The 14,386-nt window shown below is 73.2% G+C and carries 14 protein-coding genes; 10 read left to right on the forward strand and 4 right to left on the reverse strand.

The window, feature by feature from the left end; genetic code table 11:
- Positions 1–222: 222 nt before the first annotated feature.
- Positions 223–1,053, reverse strand: a complete 831-nt coding sequence (locus Q7T52_RS06500; RefSeq protein WP_304800579.1) for a sulfotransferase — start codon at positions 1,051–1,053, stop codon at positions 223–225.
- A gap of 41 nt (positions 1,054–1,094) precedes the next feature.
- Here Q7T52_RS06500 and guaA point away from each other — a divergent pair, with 41 nt between their 5' ends.
- Positions 1,095–2,669 carry a glutamine-hydrolyzing GMP synthase gene (guaA, locus tag Q7T52_RS06505; RefSeq protein WP_304800582.1) on the forward strand — a complete coding sequence of 525 codons (1,575 nt, stop codon included), beginning with the start codon at positions 1,095–1,097 and terminating at the stop codon, positions 2,667–2,669.
- Positions 2,660–3,205: a hypothetical protein gene (locus tag Q7T52_RS06510; protein WP_304800585.1), complete on the forward strand. Its 546-nt coding sequence runs from the start codon at positions 2,660–2,662 to the stop codon at positions 3,203–3,205. The genes guaA and Q7T52_RS06510 overlap by 10 nt, the downstream gene beginning before the upstream one ends.
- A gap of 45 nt (positions 3,206–3,250) precedes the next feature.
- Here Q7T52_RS06510 and Q7T52_RS06515 read toward each other — a convergent pair whose 3' ends face one another.
- Complete coding sequence (locus Q7T52_RS06515; protein ID WP_304800587.1) at positions 3,251–4,594, reverse strand: sodium:proton antiporter; 1,344 nt, start codon at positions 4,592–4,594, stop codon at positions 3,251–3,253.
- Positions 4,595–4,692: 98 nt separating this feature from the next.
- Between Q7T52_RS06515 and Q7T52_RS06520 the strand changes: the two genes are divergently transcribed.
- Both Q7T52_RS06520 and Q7T52_RS06525 read left to right on the forward strand, forming a co-directional pair.
- Positions 4,693–5,658, forward strand: a complete 966-nt coding sequence (locus Q7T52_RS06520) for a calcium-binding protein (RefSeq protein ID WP_304800589.1) — start codon at positions 4,693–4,695, stop codon at positions 5,656–5,658.
- Complete coding sequence (locus Q7T52_RS06525) at positions 5,655–6,926, forward strand: calcium-binding protein (protein ID WP_304800591.1); 1,272 nt, start codon at positions 5,655–5,657, stop codon at positions 6,924–6,926. Before Q7T52_RS06520 ends, Q7T52_RS06525 begins: the two co-directional genes overlap by 4 nt.
- Positions 6,927–7,130: 204 nt before the next feature.
- On the opposite strand, the gene Q7T52_RS06530 is transcribed toward Q7T52_RS06525, so the two are convergent.
- Complete coding sequence (locus tag Q7T52_RS06530) at positions 7,131–8,000, reverse strand: TIGR03619 family F420-dependent LLM class oxidoreductase (protein WP_304800593.1); 870 nt, start codon at positions 7,998–8,000, stop codon at positions 7,131–7,133.
- Between the two features lie 89 nt (positions 8,001–8,089).
- Between Q7T52_RS06530 and Q7T52_RS06535 the strand changes: the two genes are divergently transcribed.
- Complete coding sequence (locus Q7T52_RS06535) at positions 8,090–8,875, forward strand: 1-acyl-sn-glycerol-3-phosphate acyltransferase (RefSeq protein WP_304800595.1); 786 nt, start codon at positions 8,090–8,092, stop codon at positions 8,873–8,875.
- A 22-nt stretch (positions 8,876–8,897) separates the two neighbouring features.
- Here the strand turns inward: Q7T52_RS06535 and Q7T52_RS06540 are convergent, their stop codons facing one another.
- Complete coding sequence (locus Q7T52_RS06540) at positions 8,898–9,374, reverse strand: DUF5709 domain-containing protein (protein ID WP_304800598.1); 477 nt, start codon at positions 9,372–9,374, stop codon at positions 8,898–8,900.
- A gap of 179 nt (positions 9,375–9,553) precedes the next feature.
- On the opposite strand from Q7T52_RS06540, the gene Q7T52_RS06545 reads away from it, so the two are divergent.
- The 5 genes from Q7T52_RS06545 to Q7T52_RS06565 all read left to right on the forward strand — a co-directional run.
- On the forward strand, positions 9,554–10,744 hold the full coding sequence (locus Q7T52_RS06545) for an efflux RND transporter periplasmic adaptor subunit (RefSeq protein WP_304800600.1): 1,191 nt from the start codon (positions 9,554–9,556) through the stop codon (positions 10,742–10,744).
- Positions 10,741–11,454 (forward strand): ABC transporter ATP-binding protein, encoded by a 714-nt coding sequence (locus tag Q7T52_RS06550; protein WP_304800602.1) that lies wholly within the window; start codon positions 10,741–10,743, stop codon positions 11,452–11,454. The genes Q7T52_RS06545 and Q7T52_RS06550 overlap by 4 nt, the downstream gene beginning before the upstream one ends.
- Positions 11,451–12,677: an ABC transporter permease gene (locus Q7T52_RS06555; RefSeq protein WP_304800604.1), complete on the forward strand. Its 1,227-nt coding sequence runs from the start codon at positions 11,451–11,453 to the stop codon at positions 12,675–12,677. Before Q7T52_RS06550 ends, Q7T52_RS06555 begins: the two co-directional genes overlap by 4 nt.
- Positions 12,678–12,725: 48 nt before the next feature.
- Positions 12,726–13,601, forward strand: a complete 876-nt coding sequence (locus Q7T52_RS06560; protein WP_304800606.1) for a DUF5666 domain-containing protein — start codon at positions 12,726–12,728, stop codon at positions 13,599–13,601.
- Positions 13,598–14,386 (forward strand): biotin/lipoyl-binding protein (locus Q7T52_RS06565; protein ID WP_304800609.1); only part of this gene is annotated, 789 nt, incomplete at its 3' end. The genes Q7T52_RS06560 and Q7T52_RS06565, both read left to right, overlap by 4 nt.

The following is a 14,386-nucleotide window of genomic DNA, read 5'->3' on the forward strand; positions in this document are numbered from 1 at the left end:
AGAGGAACTTCCGAAAGAATTCCGCAGGAAGGCGTAACCCGCCCCGGGGCCCCTCGTTGAGACTGCGAACTCGGTGACAACTGCTCCCTCCCGAAGGGCCGAGTTCACCCGTCCGAGCGATGTCCATCTCTCGCATGGACGCACCAACCCCGCCACCCTCCCTCCCCGGCGGGGTTGGGTGCTTTTTGCCCCGGTGGACGAGCAGGCGAGCCCACCACCGCTTCAGGCGTCGAGGTCCCAGGGCATGGCGCGGCCGAGCAGGCCCTCCAGCCGCGCCACCTCGGGCCGGAAGTGGTCGGCCAGGGCCGCGCGGTCGGCGTACGCCACGGGGATCGTCCACCGGGCCGAGGTCCGGACGCCCGGCGGGATCGCCCGCATCGCCCGCTGCTGCCACGGCGAGGCGTGCCGGAAGCGGATGTCGAAGTGGGTGGCGCGCTGGTTGCGGAGCAGGGTCAGGTCGGTGGGCTCGAACCCGGGGCGTACGCCGAGGTGCGTGAAGACCCGGCGGAGCGTCGGGAGCTTGGCGGCGTCGGGCCGGATGTCGTCCTCGTAGACGAGGACGAGGAACCGGTCGAGCGGGAACCGACGGAGCCAGGCGGCGAGCTGGGTGCCGTAGTCGCCGAACTCGCGGACGTCCGGGTAGCGGTCCACCGCCTCGAGCAGGCCGGTCGACGGCGGGTAGCGCCCGGCCCTCATGTGGTGGAAGTAGGCGCTGACCGCGCGGTCGACCGGGTGCCGCAGGCACACGACGAGGCGCAGGTCGGGGTAGGCGTCGGCGATCCGGCCGGCCGAGTCGAGGTAGTTGTTGGCGGTCGTCGTACCGACGGTCCACCAGTAGTTGGGGGTGAACTCGCCGATCGCCCGCGTGCGCCGCCGCACGCGGAACTGCTCCTCGTACCACCCCAGCCCCCGGGCGTAGGCCTCGCGGTGGTTGAAGAACTGGAGCTCCTTCGTGGCGCCCGTGGCCACCTGCGGGTGCTGCTGGACCGCGCGCGCCAGCCAGGTCGTCCCGCACTTCTGCACACCGATGCCGAGGAAGGTCGGTGCGGGCACGCGCCGGACTCTAGGGCGTCCACGCTCGATACAGTGCGGACATGACGGCGTCCGCGACTCCTGCCGAGCACGACCTGGTCCTGGTGGTCGACTTCGGGGCCCAGTACGCCCAGCTGATCGCGCGCCGCGTGCGCGAGGCACGGGTCTACTCCGAGATCGTGGCCCACCACGTGCCGGTCGCCGAGATGCTGGCCCGCAACCCCAAGGCGATCATCCTGTCCGGCGGTCCGTCGTCGGTCTACGCCGAGGGGGCGCCGGGCATCGACGCGACGATCTTCGAGGCCGACGTGCCCGTGTTCGGCATGTGCTACGGCTTCCAGCTGATGGCCGAGCGCCTCGGCGGCGAGGTGGCCGCGACCGGCGCCCGCGAGTACGGCCGCACCGGCGTCACCGTCTCCGCCCCCGGCACCCTGCTCGACGGCCTGCCCGACACCCACACCGTCTGGATGTCGCACGGCGACTCGGTGACGGCGGCCCCCTCGGGCTTCGACGTCCTCGCCGCCACCGCCGGCACCCCGGTCGCGGCGTTCGAGTCGCTCGACCGGCGGATGGCCGGTGTCCAGTGGCACCCCGAGGTGCTCCACACCGAGCACGGCCAGCAGGTCCTCGAGCACTTCCTCCACGACATCGCCGGCTGCCGCCAGACCTGGACGATGCTCAACATCGTCGAGGAGCAGGTCGAGCACATCCGAACCCAGGTCGGCAAGGGACGCGCGATCTGCGCGCTGTCCGGCGGCGTCGACTCCGCGGTCGCCGCCGCGATCGTGCAGCGCGCCATCGGCGACCGGCTCACCTGCGTCTACGTCGACCACGGGATGATGCGCCAGGGCGAGACCGAGCAGGTCCGCCACGACTTCGAGGAGGTCTTCGACGTCCTCGACGTCGTTGACGCCGCCGACCAGTTCATCGACGCGCTCGAAGGGGTCCGCGACCCGGAGGAGAAGCGCAAGATCATCGGCCGCGAGTTCATCCGGACCTTCGAGACCGCCGAGGCGCGCGTCTTCGGCGACGCCCAGTCCGGGACGACGGCCTACCTCGTGCAGGGCACGCTCTACCCCGACGTCGTCGAGTCCGGCGGGGGAGCGGGCGCCTCCAACATCAAGAGCCACCACAACGTCGGCGGTCTGCCCGACGACCTCGACTTCGAGCTCATCGAGCCGCTGCGCACGCTGTTCAAGGACGAGGTGCGTGCCGTCGGTGAGCAGCTCGGACTGCCGTCGACGATGGTGTGGCGCCAGCCGTTCCCCGGTCCCGGCCTGGGCATCCGGATCATCGGCGAGGTCACCCGCGAGCGACTCGACCTGCTCCGCCAGGCCGACGCCATCGCCCGCGAGGAGCTCACCCGCGCCGGCCTCGACCGCGACATCTGGCAGATGCCGGTGGTGCTGCTGGCCGACGTCCGCTCGGTGGGCGTGCAGGGCGACGGCCGCACCTACGGCCACCCCGTCGTCCTCCGGCCCGTCACCAGCGAGGACGCCATGACGGCCGACTGGGCGCGGCTGCCCTACGAGCTGATGGAACGCATCTCCACGCGCATCACCAACGAGGTCGCCGACATCAACCGCGTCACCATCGACATCACGAGCAAGCCGCCGGGCACCATCGAGTGGGAGTAGCCGCCCACCCGCACCCCCCGCTGCGCGGCGCCCGGCTGGGCTCGCTGGTGGGGGTGGTCGGGGGACTCGTCTTCGTGCTCGTCAACGCGGGCCCGCTCCCCGGCAGCACGGCGTGGCGGGTCGCCGGCGTGGCGGCGGCCATCGGCGTCGTGGTGCTGTCGCTGACCCGTCCCGCTCCTGCGGACGCCGAGCCGTCGCGAGCCGCCCTGCGCACCTACCTGCTGAGCGTCGGAGCGATGGTCGTCGCCGTGCCCGCCGGATCTGCCGTCCTCAGGGCGGTCGACCAGCAGGACCTGGTCCTGCCGTGGGTGGTGGCCGTGGTCGGCCTGCACTTCGTCCCGTTCGCCGCCGCCTTCACCGCGCCGGTCTTCCGCGTGCTGGGACTGGCTCTGGTCGCGATCGCGGTCGCCGGCGTGGTGGCGGGCCTCGCCGGCTGGTCGGACGCGGCCGCGGCGACCGGGCTGGCGGCGGGGTTCGCCCTGCTGGTGGCCGCCGGGGCGCCGTACGCACGGACGCGACCGGCGACGCCGCGGTAGGTCGGACGACCCTGGTTGACCTGGTCCACCGCGCTCCGGGGAGGCTCAGCCGCGGGTGCCCGACGGCTGGCCCTCGAGCCGCTTCATGACCGGTGTGGCGGCGATGCCGTGCACGATCACCGAGAACGCGACGGTGAAGCCGACCGTCGACCACACCCAGCCGGCGTCGGCGAACTCGGCCTCGTTGGTGGCCCAGGCGACGTAGTAGAGGCTGCCGACGCCGCGGATGCCGAAGAAAGCGACGGCAAAGCGGCCCGAGGTGTCGAGTCCTCCGGCCAGCGGGTTGCGCCGGGGGAGGACCGCGAGCGACACCCAGGCCACCACGGGCCGGATGACCAGCACGAGAGCGACCCCGATCGTCACGCCGCGCCAGTCGAGGCCCTCGAGCAGCCCGGACGAGAACGCGATGCCGAGCAGCAGGAGCACGACGAGCGTGAGCAGTCGCTCCAGCCGCTGGACCACGTCGTGCATGGCTCGGTGGTAGTCGTGTCGGTGCTCGGCCGAGCGCAGCGCCATCGCGCAGGCGAAGACGGCGAGGAAGCCGTAGCCGTGGGCCAGCTCGGCGGCGCCGTACGCCGTCAGCAGCGCGGCCAGGGCGAGCAGCGGCTCGCCCTGCGCGGCCAGGCGCACAGACTCGGTGCGGCTGCGGAAGGCGACCGCCCCGAGCGCTCGACCCAGCACGATGCCGACGGCAGCGCCGACGACGACCCTGCCCACGACGTACCACCCGAACCACTCGCCGGCACCGGCCCAGAACGAGCCGCCGGCCAGCATGATGACCGCGAGGTGGACGAACGGGAAGGCCAGGCCGTCGTTGAGCCCGGCCTCGGAGGTGAGGGCGAAGCGCACCTCACCCGCCTCGTCGACGCTGGTCGGGTCGGTCGAGTAGGGCACCTCGTCCGGCTCGTCGTCGGCGATGGAGGATCCCGGGCCGCCGACCTGCACGTCGGACGCGAGCACCGGGTCGGTGGGGGAGAGCACCGCTCCGAGCAGCAGGGCGGTCGCCGGTGCGAGACCGAACGCCGCCCAGCCGAGGAGGGCCACGAGCCCGATGGTCACGGGCAGGGCGATCCCCAGCAGCCGCCACGTCGGCGACCAGCGGCGCCACGTCGACGGGTGCAGCAGGTCGAGCGGGCGGTCGATCGCGAGCCCGACGCCCATCAGCGCGACGATCACCGTCAGCTCGGTGACGTGCTCGACCACGAACCGGTCGCCCTCGTCGGCGGCATAGATCACGAGCGAGTCGGTGAGCGGTGTGAAGCCGAGGACGACCCCGGTCAGCAGGAGCACCATGGCCGGTGACACGGCGAAGCGGTGCAGCAAGGTCGGCAGGGCCACCGCCCCCAGCAGGCAGAGACCTGCCATCAGGAAGTAGCCCTCGGGAGTCATGTGGAACCACGGTGACGTACCGGGTCCGGTATCTCCAACCCCCGCGCGGGTGACCGCGTTCGTCCACGGGGGTGCTCCTGGTCACGTACGGTGATCGCGTGCTTCTCCCCCCTTCTCCCCGCGTCCCCCTCGTCCGACTCGGTCTCGCGCTGGCCCTGGCCGCAGTGGTCGTCGTGCCCGCCCTCGCCGGCGCCGCGACCATCAAGGGCACGCTCGGCGCCGACACCATCAACGGCACCGCCAGCGGTGACCGCATCCGCGCGTTGGGCGGCAACGACCGCGTCAACGGCAACGGCGGCAACGACAAGATCGAGGCCGGTGCCGGCCGCGACGTCGTCGACGGCGGGCCGGGCCAGGACAAGATCAACGGGTTCGACGGCGTCGACCGCCTTCTCGGCGGTGACGACGCCGACGTCGTCATCGGCGGCAAGGGCAACGACCAGGTCCTCGGCGGTGCCGGCGACGACCGCCCGCTCTCCGGGGGCCCGGGCAACGACAAGGTCTTCGGCGGCGACGGCAACGACCTGCTCGCCGGTGCCGAGAACAACGACCGCGTCGACGGCGAGGGCGGCAACGACTACGTGCAGGGCGGTCCCGGCAGCGACCGGGTCTTCGGCGGCCCCGGCCGCGACCAGGTCGACGGTGACAAGGGCAACGACTTCATCGACGCAGGCGCGGGCGACGACTCGTGCCCCGGCTTCGGCCCGGGCGTCGAGCCGAGCGGCTGCCGCGGCTTCCCCGCCAGCGGCGGCACGATCAACGTCACCGGTGACACCGGCGACGACGTCATCTATCCCGGCGACGGCGCCGACAACGTCTTCGGCGAGGAGGGCGACGACCTCGTCGTCGTCGTGGACGACGGCTCCTACGACCGGCTCTCCTGCCGCGACAGCGCGTCCGAGCCCGGCAAGACGGGCAACGGCGGCACGGTGGTCTACGTCGGCGGCATCGACCGCACCGACGAGATCCGCAAGTGCAAGCGGGTCTCGTTGACCGTGGCCCAGTTCAAGCGGCGATATCCCTCGCTCCCGCTGCCCACGACGTCCGCTCGGAGCGCGTCGTGAAGCGCCGTCAGCTCGCCGGGTTCGCCCTGGCCACCGTGCTCGTCGCCGTACCCGCGGTCGCCGAGGCCAAGACCATCAACGGCACCCGCGGCAACGACAAGATCACCGGCACCGCCAAGGCCGACAAGATCAGCTCCCTCGGGGGCAACGACCGGGTCAACGCCGGGGGCGGCAACGACGTCGTCGACGCCAGCCACGGCAACGACACCGTGCTGGGCGGCGCCGGCAACGACCGGCTCGTCCTCGGCATCGGCAACGACGTCGCCGACGGCGGCGCTGGGACCGACACGGTCGATGCCGGGCTGGGCAACGACACGGTCCGCGGCGGCGACGGCAACGACAACGTCGTGGCCGGTGACGGCATCGACCTGCTCTACGGCGGCACCGGCAACGACTACCTCAAGGCGGCGGCCGGCAACGACCGGCTCTACGGTGAGGCCGGCAACGACGACCTCGACGGCGGGATCGGCAACGACCTCGTCCTCGGCGGCGACGGCAACGACAGCGCAGGTGGCGGCGACGGCGACGACAAGGTCTACGGCGGCCCCGGCGACGACGTGAGGCTGAGCGGCCTCGGCGGCAACGACGTGGTCTACGGCGAGGCCGGCAACGACCGCCAGATCCTGGGCGACGCCGGCGACGACAAGCTCTACGGCGGCCCCGGCAGCGACCAGCTGCAGGGCTCGTCCGGCCTCGACCTCGTCTACGGCGAGGACGGCGACGACTACGCCCAGGGCGGCCCGGGCAACGACAAGGTCTACGGCGGCCCCGGCCGCGACCAGCTCGACGGCGACGAGGGCGACGACTTCATCGACGCCGGACCCGGCGACGACTCCTGCCCGGGCTTCACCGGCGCCGCCGAGCAGGGCAACGGCTGCACGGGGTTCCCGGCCACCGGCGGCGGCATCAACATCACCGGCGACGCGGGCGACGACGTCATCTATCCGGGCGACGGCATCGACGTCGCCTTCGGCGAGGACGACGCCGACCTCATCATCGTGGTCGACGACGGCGTGCCGGACCGCCTGTTCTGCACCGACAGCGCCATCCCGCTCGACCCGGCCGACCTGATCGTCTACGTCGGCCCCCGCGACCCCAAGGACGACATCCGTCGCTGCGGGCCCAACAACGACCAGGACGTGCAGGTCGTCGAGTACGACACCGCCGCCGAATTCACGGCCGTCTACCCCGACCTCCCGGTGCCGACCACGACCTACGTCCCGCCCGGCCCGCCCTCGCCTCGCGAGCTGGTCGGCCGCCTGCTCTGACCCGCACGTCGGTCGAGCCGGGCGAGCCCCTGGCGAGCCCGCGCCACCGTGGGGGTGTCCTTCACGGTGGTCGAGCCGGGCGAGCCCCTGGGCGAGCCCGCGTCGAGACCTCCGCAGCCGACGTACCTGGGTCGAGCTGTGCCCTGCGGGGGTCTCGACGCGCGGTGACTCCGTCCCCGCGGCTCGACCACCGTGTCACGACGGTCAGGCCTGCGCGGGCGCCATCACGTCGTCGGCGAAGCGCCGCATGCCGTCGAGCTTCTGCTCCAACGTCGCGTCGAGCCCGCTGTAGTAGGCCCACGGCATCGTCCAGACCTCGGTGACGCCCGCGGCGCGGGCGGCGGCGAAGTGCTCGGGGAGGAAGGCGTCGGAGAGGGCGGTGACGACCTCGAAGGGGTCGTCGGCCCGGCCGGCCTCGGCGCGGAGCTCGAGCAGCCGCGCGGCGTGGCGGCAGGCCTCCTCGACGGTGTAGATGTCGCCGACCCAGCCCTCGTGGCGCACCGCGCGCCGGAACGCGATCTCGGACAGGCCGCCGACGAGGATCGGCACCTGCGACGGGGGAGAGGGGTTCATCTGCAGGCGCGGTGCCGTGTAGAACTCGCCCTCGAACTCCGTCCAGCCGGGCTCCCACAGGGCCTTCATCAGCGCGATGCCCTCGTCGGTGCGCTTGCCCCGGGTGTGGAAGTCGGCGCCGAGGAGCTCGAACTCCTCCTGGCACCAGCCGATCCCGATGCCGAGCGACACGCGGCCGCCGGACAGGACGGCCGCCGTACCGACCGACTTGGCGACCTGGAACGGGTTGCGCAGGGCGGCGACGTAGACGGAGGTGAAGAACCGCACCCGGGTCGTCACCGAGGAGAGAGCGCCGATGAGCACCCACGGGTCGGGCCACTCGGCCTCGATGTCCCAGCGGCGCGCGCCGTCGGGCGTGTAGGGGTAGGGCGTGCTGAGCTCCTCGAGGTCGACGACGTGGTCGGGCACCGAGATGGCGTGGTAGCCGAGCTCGTCGGCGGCGCGGGCCAGCGCGACGAGCTGGTCGGCGGGCTGGAACGCGGTGACGATGGAGAAGCGCACGCCGCCAGCGTAGGGCACCGAACTAGAACGTGTTCTCGTTCGTGCGACGGGGGAGACCGCTAGCGTCCCCCTCGTCGAAAGGACCTCCGATGGCCCCGCGCACCACCCACCTCCGCCCCAACCGGCTCGTCCACTCGCTGCTGAGCAAGGTGCTGCGCTGGCTCGTCGGGGTCTTCTCCCACGTCGACGTGGTCGGCCTCGACCACGTCCCGCGCCGGGGCGGTGCCGTGCTGGTGTGCAACCACCGCTCGCTCTTCGACGCGGTCGCCCTGGGCGCGGCCCTCGACACCACCCATCGCGACGTGATGGTGCTGGCCAAGTCGGAGCTGTTCGAACGCCGGCTGCAGGGCCGGATCCTGCGTCGGGCTGGCGTCATCCCGGTGTTCCGCGGGACCGACAGGGCCAAGGACTCGATGGCCGAGGGGATCGCCAGCCTGCAGCACGGCGAGCTGGTCGTGGTGTTCCCCGAGGGCACCATCCCCAAGGACGGGCAGCTGATGGAGTTCAAGACCGGTGCGGTCCGGATGGCCAAGCGGGCCGGCGTACCGGTCATCCCTCTCGTCCTCGTCGGCACCGACCAGGTCATCGCCACCAACGTGCAGAAGATCAAGCGCACCCTGTTCCGCCGGGTGGTCCAGAACGCCGACATCACCGTGGTGGTCGGCCGGCCGCTCACCCTCGACCGAGACGAGGAGATCGAGGCGGTGACCCGCGACAACGAGCGGGTCCGGGCCGCCGTGCTCGCGCTGCTGGAGGAGCACGACGAGCCCCGCACGCGCGTGGTCACCAAGCGCGGCGTGCTGCTCTCCGCGGTCTTCTCGGTCCCGGTGCTCGGAGCCCTGGCCCGGCTGGCCTGGAAGCGGGCGCGCAGCTAGGGGCCCTCAGGCGAGTGAGGGTTCAGTCCTCGAGGTCGGAGTCGTCGAGCACCCGGTCGTCCTCGTCGACGATGTGCATGGCGGCCTCCTCGGCCGACGCAGCGGCACCGTCGATGCCGACGTCGGCGCCGATCAGGTCCTTCTCGGTGTCCTCGCCGAAGCCCTGGTCGGGGGCGACCAGGCGCCCGGCGCGGTCGCGACCGACCTCGCCGTCGTCGATGGCCGACTCGGACTGCTCGTCGGGCTCAGGTTGGTCGACGTCGGGCTCGGGCTCCTCCTGGGCGAGCCGCTGCGCGAAGCTCTCGCCGACCGACTCCTCGTAGGGGGTGTTGCCGAAGCCCTCGCCCGCGGACCACTTCTCCGGCGGGGAGTAGCCGCGGTCGAGCTCGTCGACCACGTCGTTGCCGGCACCGTCGCCCAGCGTGTCCTCGCCGGTCAGCTGGTCGCTGTCGTCGGTGTCGTAGGTGCCGTACTCGTCGTTGCCGCCGGACTCGCTCATTCCTCCACCGTAGGCCGTCCTCGTCCGGGCGGGCCCGTGGGCGGTCGTGCGGGGAGCCACAGGTCGTGGACAGGTCGGTCCCACCGCCACCACATCCCGTCACGACACCTTCTTGGGAGCAGACCCAGCAGCACCGAGCGGCACCGAGCGGCACCGAGCAGAACACGAGAGGCAGGACCATGCGGAGCAGGTTGACGAGAGGGCGACGACGGATCGTCGTCCTCGCCGTGGTGATGGTGGTGACGGCAGCGGCCGCCGGTGGGTGGTTCCTCCTCCGCCCGGGCTCACCGGCCGCGGCAGCGACCTCGACCGCCACGGTCGCGACCGAGACGGTCCGCGAGACGGTCGCGGTGTCGGGCACCCTCGAGCCGGCCAGCACCGCCGACCTCGACGTCGCCGTCAGCGGCACCGTCACGGCCGTCCTCGTCGAGCCGGGCGACACCGTACGTCGCGGGGAGGCGCTGGTCCGGGTCGACGACGCGGCCCTGGTGGCCAGCCGTCGCGCCGCCGCCGCCACGCTCGCGGCCGCGGTCGCCGAGCTCGCCCAGGACGAGGACGACGACGCCGACGACACCCGCCTCGCTGCCGACCAGACCGCGGTCCTCGCGGCCCGCACGTCGCTCGCGGAGGCCCGGACGGCCGTCACCGACGCCACCCTCCGCGCGACCCAGCGCGGCACCGTCACCACCGTCGGTGTCGAGGTCGGTGACGTCGTCGGCTCGAGCAGCGGCGGCGCCTCCACCGGCGGGGGCGCGTCGACCGCGACCACCTCGACTGCAGCCGACACCAGCAGCGTGGCCGCCGTCAGCATCGTCTCGACCGGACAGTTCGTCCTCGAGGCGACGGTCGCGGCCGCCGACGTCGACCAGGTCACCGACGGGCTCCAGGTCGAGATCACCGCCTCCGGCGTCGACGAGACGGTCTACGGCACCGTGTCCGAGGTCGGCCGCGTGGCCGAGACCAGCGCCTCTACCGGCGCGGCCGTCTTCCCCGTCGAGGTCGCCGTGACCGGCAGCCGCGACGACCTCTACGCGGGCACCTCGGCCGACGCGACCGTGATCGTCTCGCAGACCCCCGACGTGCTGACGGTCAGCACCGCGGCCCTCCAGACCGACGGCGACACGACGTACGTCGTCAAGGACGGCACCACCGACCACACCGTCGTCGAGATCGGCACGACCTACGGCGCCACCACCGAGGTCGTCTCCGGGCTCGTCGCCGGCGACGTCGTCGAGGTGCCCGGCTTCGCGCGCCGCGCGGGTGGGGGACAGAGCGGCGAGGGCGGGCAGGACCAGCAGTTCCCGGGTGGCGGCACGCCACCCGACGGTGCGGGCTTCCCCGGCGGCGGCCCGATGGGCGGCACCCCGTGAGCGCCTCCGTCATCGAGCTGCGCGGCGTGCGCAAGACCTACGGCACTGGCGACACCGCCTTCGAGGCGCTGCGCGGCGTCGACCTGACGATCGGCGAGGGGGAGTATGTCGCCGTGGTCGGTCCCTCGGGCTCGGGCAAGTCGACCCTGATGAACCTGCTCGGCTGCCTCGACGTGCCCACCGCGGGGGACTACCTCCTCGCCGGCGAGGACGTGTCCGGCATGACCGAGACCCAGCTGGCCGAGGTGCGCAACCGCCGCATCGGCTTCGTCTTCCAGCAGTTCCACCTGCTCGCGTCCAAGCCGGCGTGGCGCAACGTCGAGCTGCCCCTGGTGTACGCCGGGGTGGCGCGGGCCGAGCGCCGCGAGCGCGCCGTCGCCGCGCTGGAGCGGGTCGGCCTGGGCGACCGGATCGACAACCGCCCCGGCCAGATGTCCGGAGGCCAGCAGCAACGGGTGGCCGTAGCCCGGGCGCTGGTGACCGAGCCGGCCCTGGTCCTGGCGGACGAGCCGACCGGCAACCTCGACTCGCGCTCGAGCGCCGACGTGATGGCGCTGCTCGACGAGCTCAACGCCGCCGGCCGCACCGTCGTCGTCATCACCCACGACCTCGACGTGGCCGCCCAGGCCCACCGCAACGTCGTCATCCGCGACGGGCAGGTCGTCAGCGACCTCCGCACCGACGCCGGCCTGGTCGGAGCCCCGACGTGAGCTGGGCCGAGACCCTGCGCGCCGCCGTCGAGGCCATCCGCGCCCACCGCCTCCGCTCCGCCCTCACCATGCTCGGCATCGTCATCGGCATCAGCTCGGTGATCCTGACCGTCGGGCTCGGCCAGGGCGCGCAGCAGGAGGTCAAGGACGAGATCAGTGCTCTCGGTTCCAACCTGCTCATCGTCTCTCCGGGCAGCACGACCGACTCGGCGGGCACGCGGGGCGGGTTCGGCTCGGCGTCGACCCTGACCCTCGACGACGCCGACGCCATCGGCGACGAGGATGTCGCCCCCGACGTCGCGGCCGTCGCTCCGACCACCACGACCCAGACGGCGCTGGTCAACGGTGACACCAACTGGACCACCTCGCTCATCGGCACCACCGTGTCGTGGGCCGACGTCCGGGCCCGCGAGACCAGCAACGGCCGGTTCTTCACCCAGGCCGAGGTCGACAGCGGCGCCGACGTCGTCGTGCTCGGCCCCGACACCGCCTCCGAGCTCTTCACGGTCGGGAGCCCGGTCGGGCAGACCGTGACGCTCGACGGCCAGCCGCTGACCGTGATCGGCGTCCTCGCCTCGACCGGCTCGTCGTCGTCGGGGACCAGCGAGGACGACGTCGCCGTCACCCCGATCAGCACCGCCCAGCAGGTCACGGGCACCACCGGCACCTCGGTCTCCACCGTCTACGTCAAGGCGACGTCCGGGTCGACCCTCTCCGCGGCGTACCAGGAGGTCGACGCGCTCCTGCTCACCGCGCACGGCGTCACCGCCGACGAGGCCGACTTCACCATCGCGAGCCAGGAGTCGCTCGTCGCCACGGCCAACGCCACCAACCAGACCCTCACCGTGCTCCTCGGTGGCGTCGCCGGCATCTCGCTGCTCGTCGGCGGCATCGGCGTCATGAACATCATGCTCGTCTCGGTCACCGAGCGGGTCCGCGAGATCGGGCTGCGCAAGGCCCTCGGCGCGACGCCCCGGGCGATCGGCCGCCAGTTCCTCGTCGAGGCCTCCGTGCTCGGCCTGTCCGGCGGGCTGGTCGGCGGCGTCATCGGCATCGTCGGCGCCCGAGTGCTGCCCGGCCTCATCGACCAGCCGGTGTCGCTGTCACCGGTGGCGATGGGCGCGGCGATCGGCACCGCGCTCGCGCTCGGCGTCGGGTTCGGCGTCTATCCCGCCACCCGGGCCGCACGGCTCACGCCCATCGACGCGCTCCGCAGCGACTGACCCCCTCTGCTCCGTCCCCGCTCCTCACCGCCCAGACAAGGACCACCCATGATCGTCAAGCCCACGCTCAAGCCCACGCTCCTGCTCTCCACGGGCGTCCTGCTCGTCGCCCTCACCGGCTGCGGCAGCAGCTCTGCCGACAGCGCCGACGGTGCCGCCGCCTCCGAGGCCCCGGCCGTCGCCGGGTCGGCCGCCCCGGGCGGGGACGGCGGTGCCGGTGGGGCCGGCGGTCGGCCGGGGACCAGCGGCCTGATCGCCGCGGTCGACGGCAGCACCCTCCAGGTGCAGGGCCAGGACGGCCAGGTCGCCGTCGCCTACGACGCCTCGACCGCCATCACCGTCGAGGTCGCCGGCTCCCTCGCCGACGTCGCCGTCGGTGACTGCGTGCGGGTCGGCAGCGACAGCACCGGCTCGAACGACGCGACCGACGAGGTCGCGACCGCCGTCGCCGCCACGACCGTCGCCACCAGCGAGGCCGTCGACGGCGCCTGCACCACCGGCGGCCCCGGTGGCGGTGCCCCGGGCGGTGGTGGCGAGATGCCCACCGACCTGCCGACGGACCTGCCGACCGACATGCCCACCGACCGGCCGGCGGGGGGCGGCTTCGGCGGCGGTACGTCGGGCCTGGTCACCGCGGTCAGTGCCACCGGCTTCACGATCGAGGCGACCTCGCCCGGTGTCGGCACGGGGAGCGAGACGGCGACCGAGGTCGCGGTCACGGTCACGGTCGGTGACGCGACGACGTACACCACCACCGCCGACGGCGACGCCGACAGCCTGACCGTCGGCTCCTGCGTGAGCGCCGATGGCGATGCCGACGACACCGGCGCCGTCACCGCCACGACGCTGCGCGTGAGCGACGCGGTCGACGGCGAGTGCACCGGCGGGTTCGGCGGCCGTGGTGGTCCGGGTGGCCCGGCGTGAGGCGGCGTACCACCGCCGTCGCGGCGCTGCTGACGCTCAGCGTCGGCGGCTACGCCGCGTGGTCGGTCGCGGCCGACGCGGAACCGTCCTACCGCACCACCACCGTCACCGCCGGTGACGTCCAGGAGACCCTCGACCTCACCGGCACGCTCGGGTCCGTCGACCGCAGCGACCTCGCGTTCGGCACCTCCGGCACCGTCGCCAGCGTGGCGGTCGCCGTGGGTGACCAGGTGGCGGCCGGGCAGGTCGTCGCCCGGCTCGACCCGACCGACCTCCGCGCCGCGGTGACCCGCGCCCGGGCCGACCTCGCCGCCGCCCGCGACCAGCTCGACACCGACCAGGACGCGCAGGCCGCGACGGTCACCGCGGCCGCCACGGCTGCCGACACGTCCGTCGGCACGTCTTTAGGCACGTCTTCAGGCACCGGGGCGGGCGCCGGTACGTCGACCGGCGGGACCGCGCAGCCGCAGGCGACCCAGGAGACCGAGACGCCGACCGGGTCGACGACACCGACGGAGCCCACCGAGCCGGACCCGGTCCTCACCGAGGCGCTCGCGACGCTCGAGACCCAGCAGGGCGCCGTCACCAGCGCCCAGAGCGAGGCCTCGGCGGCGCTCGACACCGCGACGACCGCGCTCGAGGCGCAGACCGCCGCGTGCGCCACCGCGTTCACCCCGGACCCCGAGCCGACGCCGACCCCCGACCCGACCGACCCGGCCGCCGACCCCGCGGCCGACGCGGCCCAGGAGCCAGCTGCGGACACCTCCGCCGCCGACGCCGCCGAC

This window comes from Nocardioides sp. (assembly GCF_030655615.1).
Classification (GTDB): Bacteria; Actinomycetota; Actinomycetes; order Propionibacteriales; family Nocardioidaceae; genus Nocardioides.

Bases quoted from the DNA above. Each gene is read 5' to 3' on its own strand.
- guaA (WP_304800582.1), top strand. From the start codon at position 1,095: ATGACGGCGTCCGCGACTCCTGCCGAGCACGACCTGGTCCTGGTGGTC.
- Q7T52_RS06515 (WP_304800587.1), bottom strand. From the start codon at position 4,594: ATGACTCCCGAGGGCTACTTCCTGATGGCAGGTCTCTGCCTGCTGGGG.
- Q7T52_RS06535 (WP_304800595.1), top strand. From the start codon at position 8,090: ATGGCCCCGCGCACCACCCACCTCCGCCCCAACCGGCTCGTCCACTCG.
- Q7T52_RS06540 (WP_304800598.1), bottom strand. From the start codon at position 9,374: ATGAGCGAGTCCGGCGGCAACGACGAGTACGGCACCTACGACACCGAC.
- Q7T52_RS06545 (WP_304800600.1), top strand. From the start codon at position 9,554: ATGCGGAGCAGGTTGACGAGAGGGCGACGACGGATCGTCGTCCTCGCC.
- Q7T52_RS06560 (WP_304800606.1), top strand. From the start codon at position 12,726: ATGATCGTCAAGCCCACGCTCAAGCCCACGCTCCTGCTCTCCACGGGC.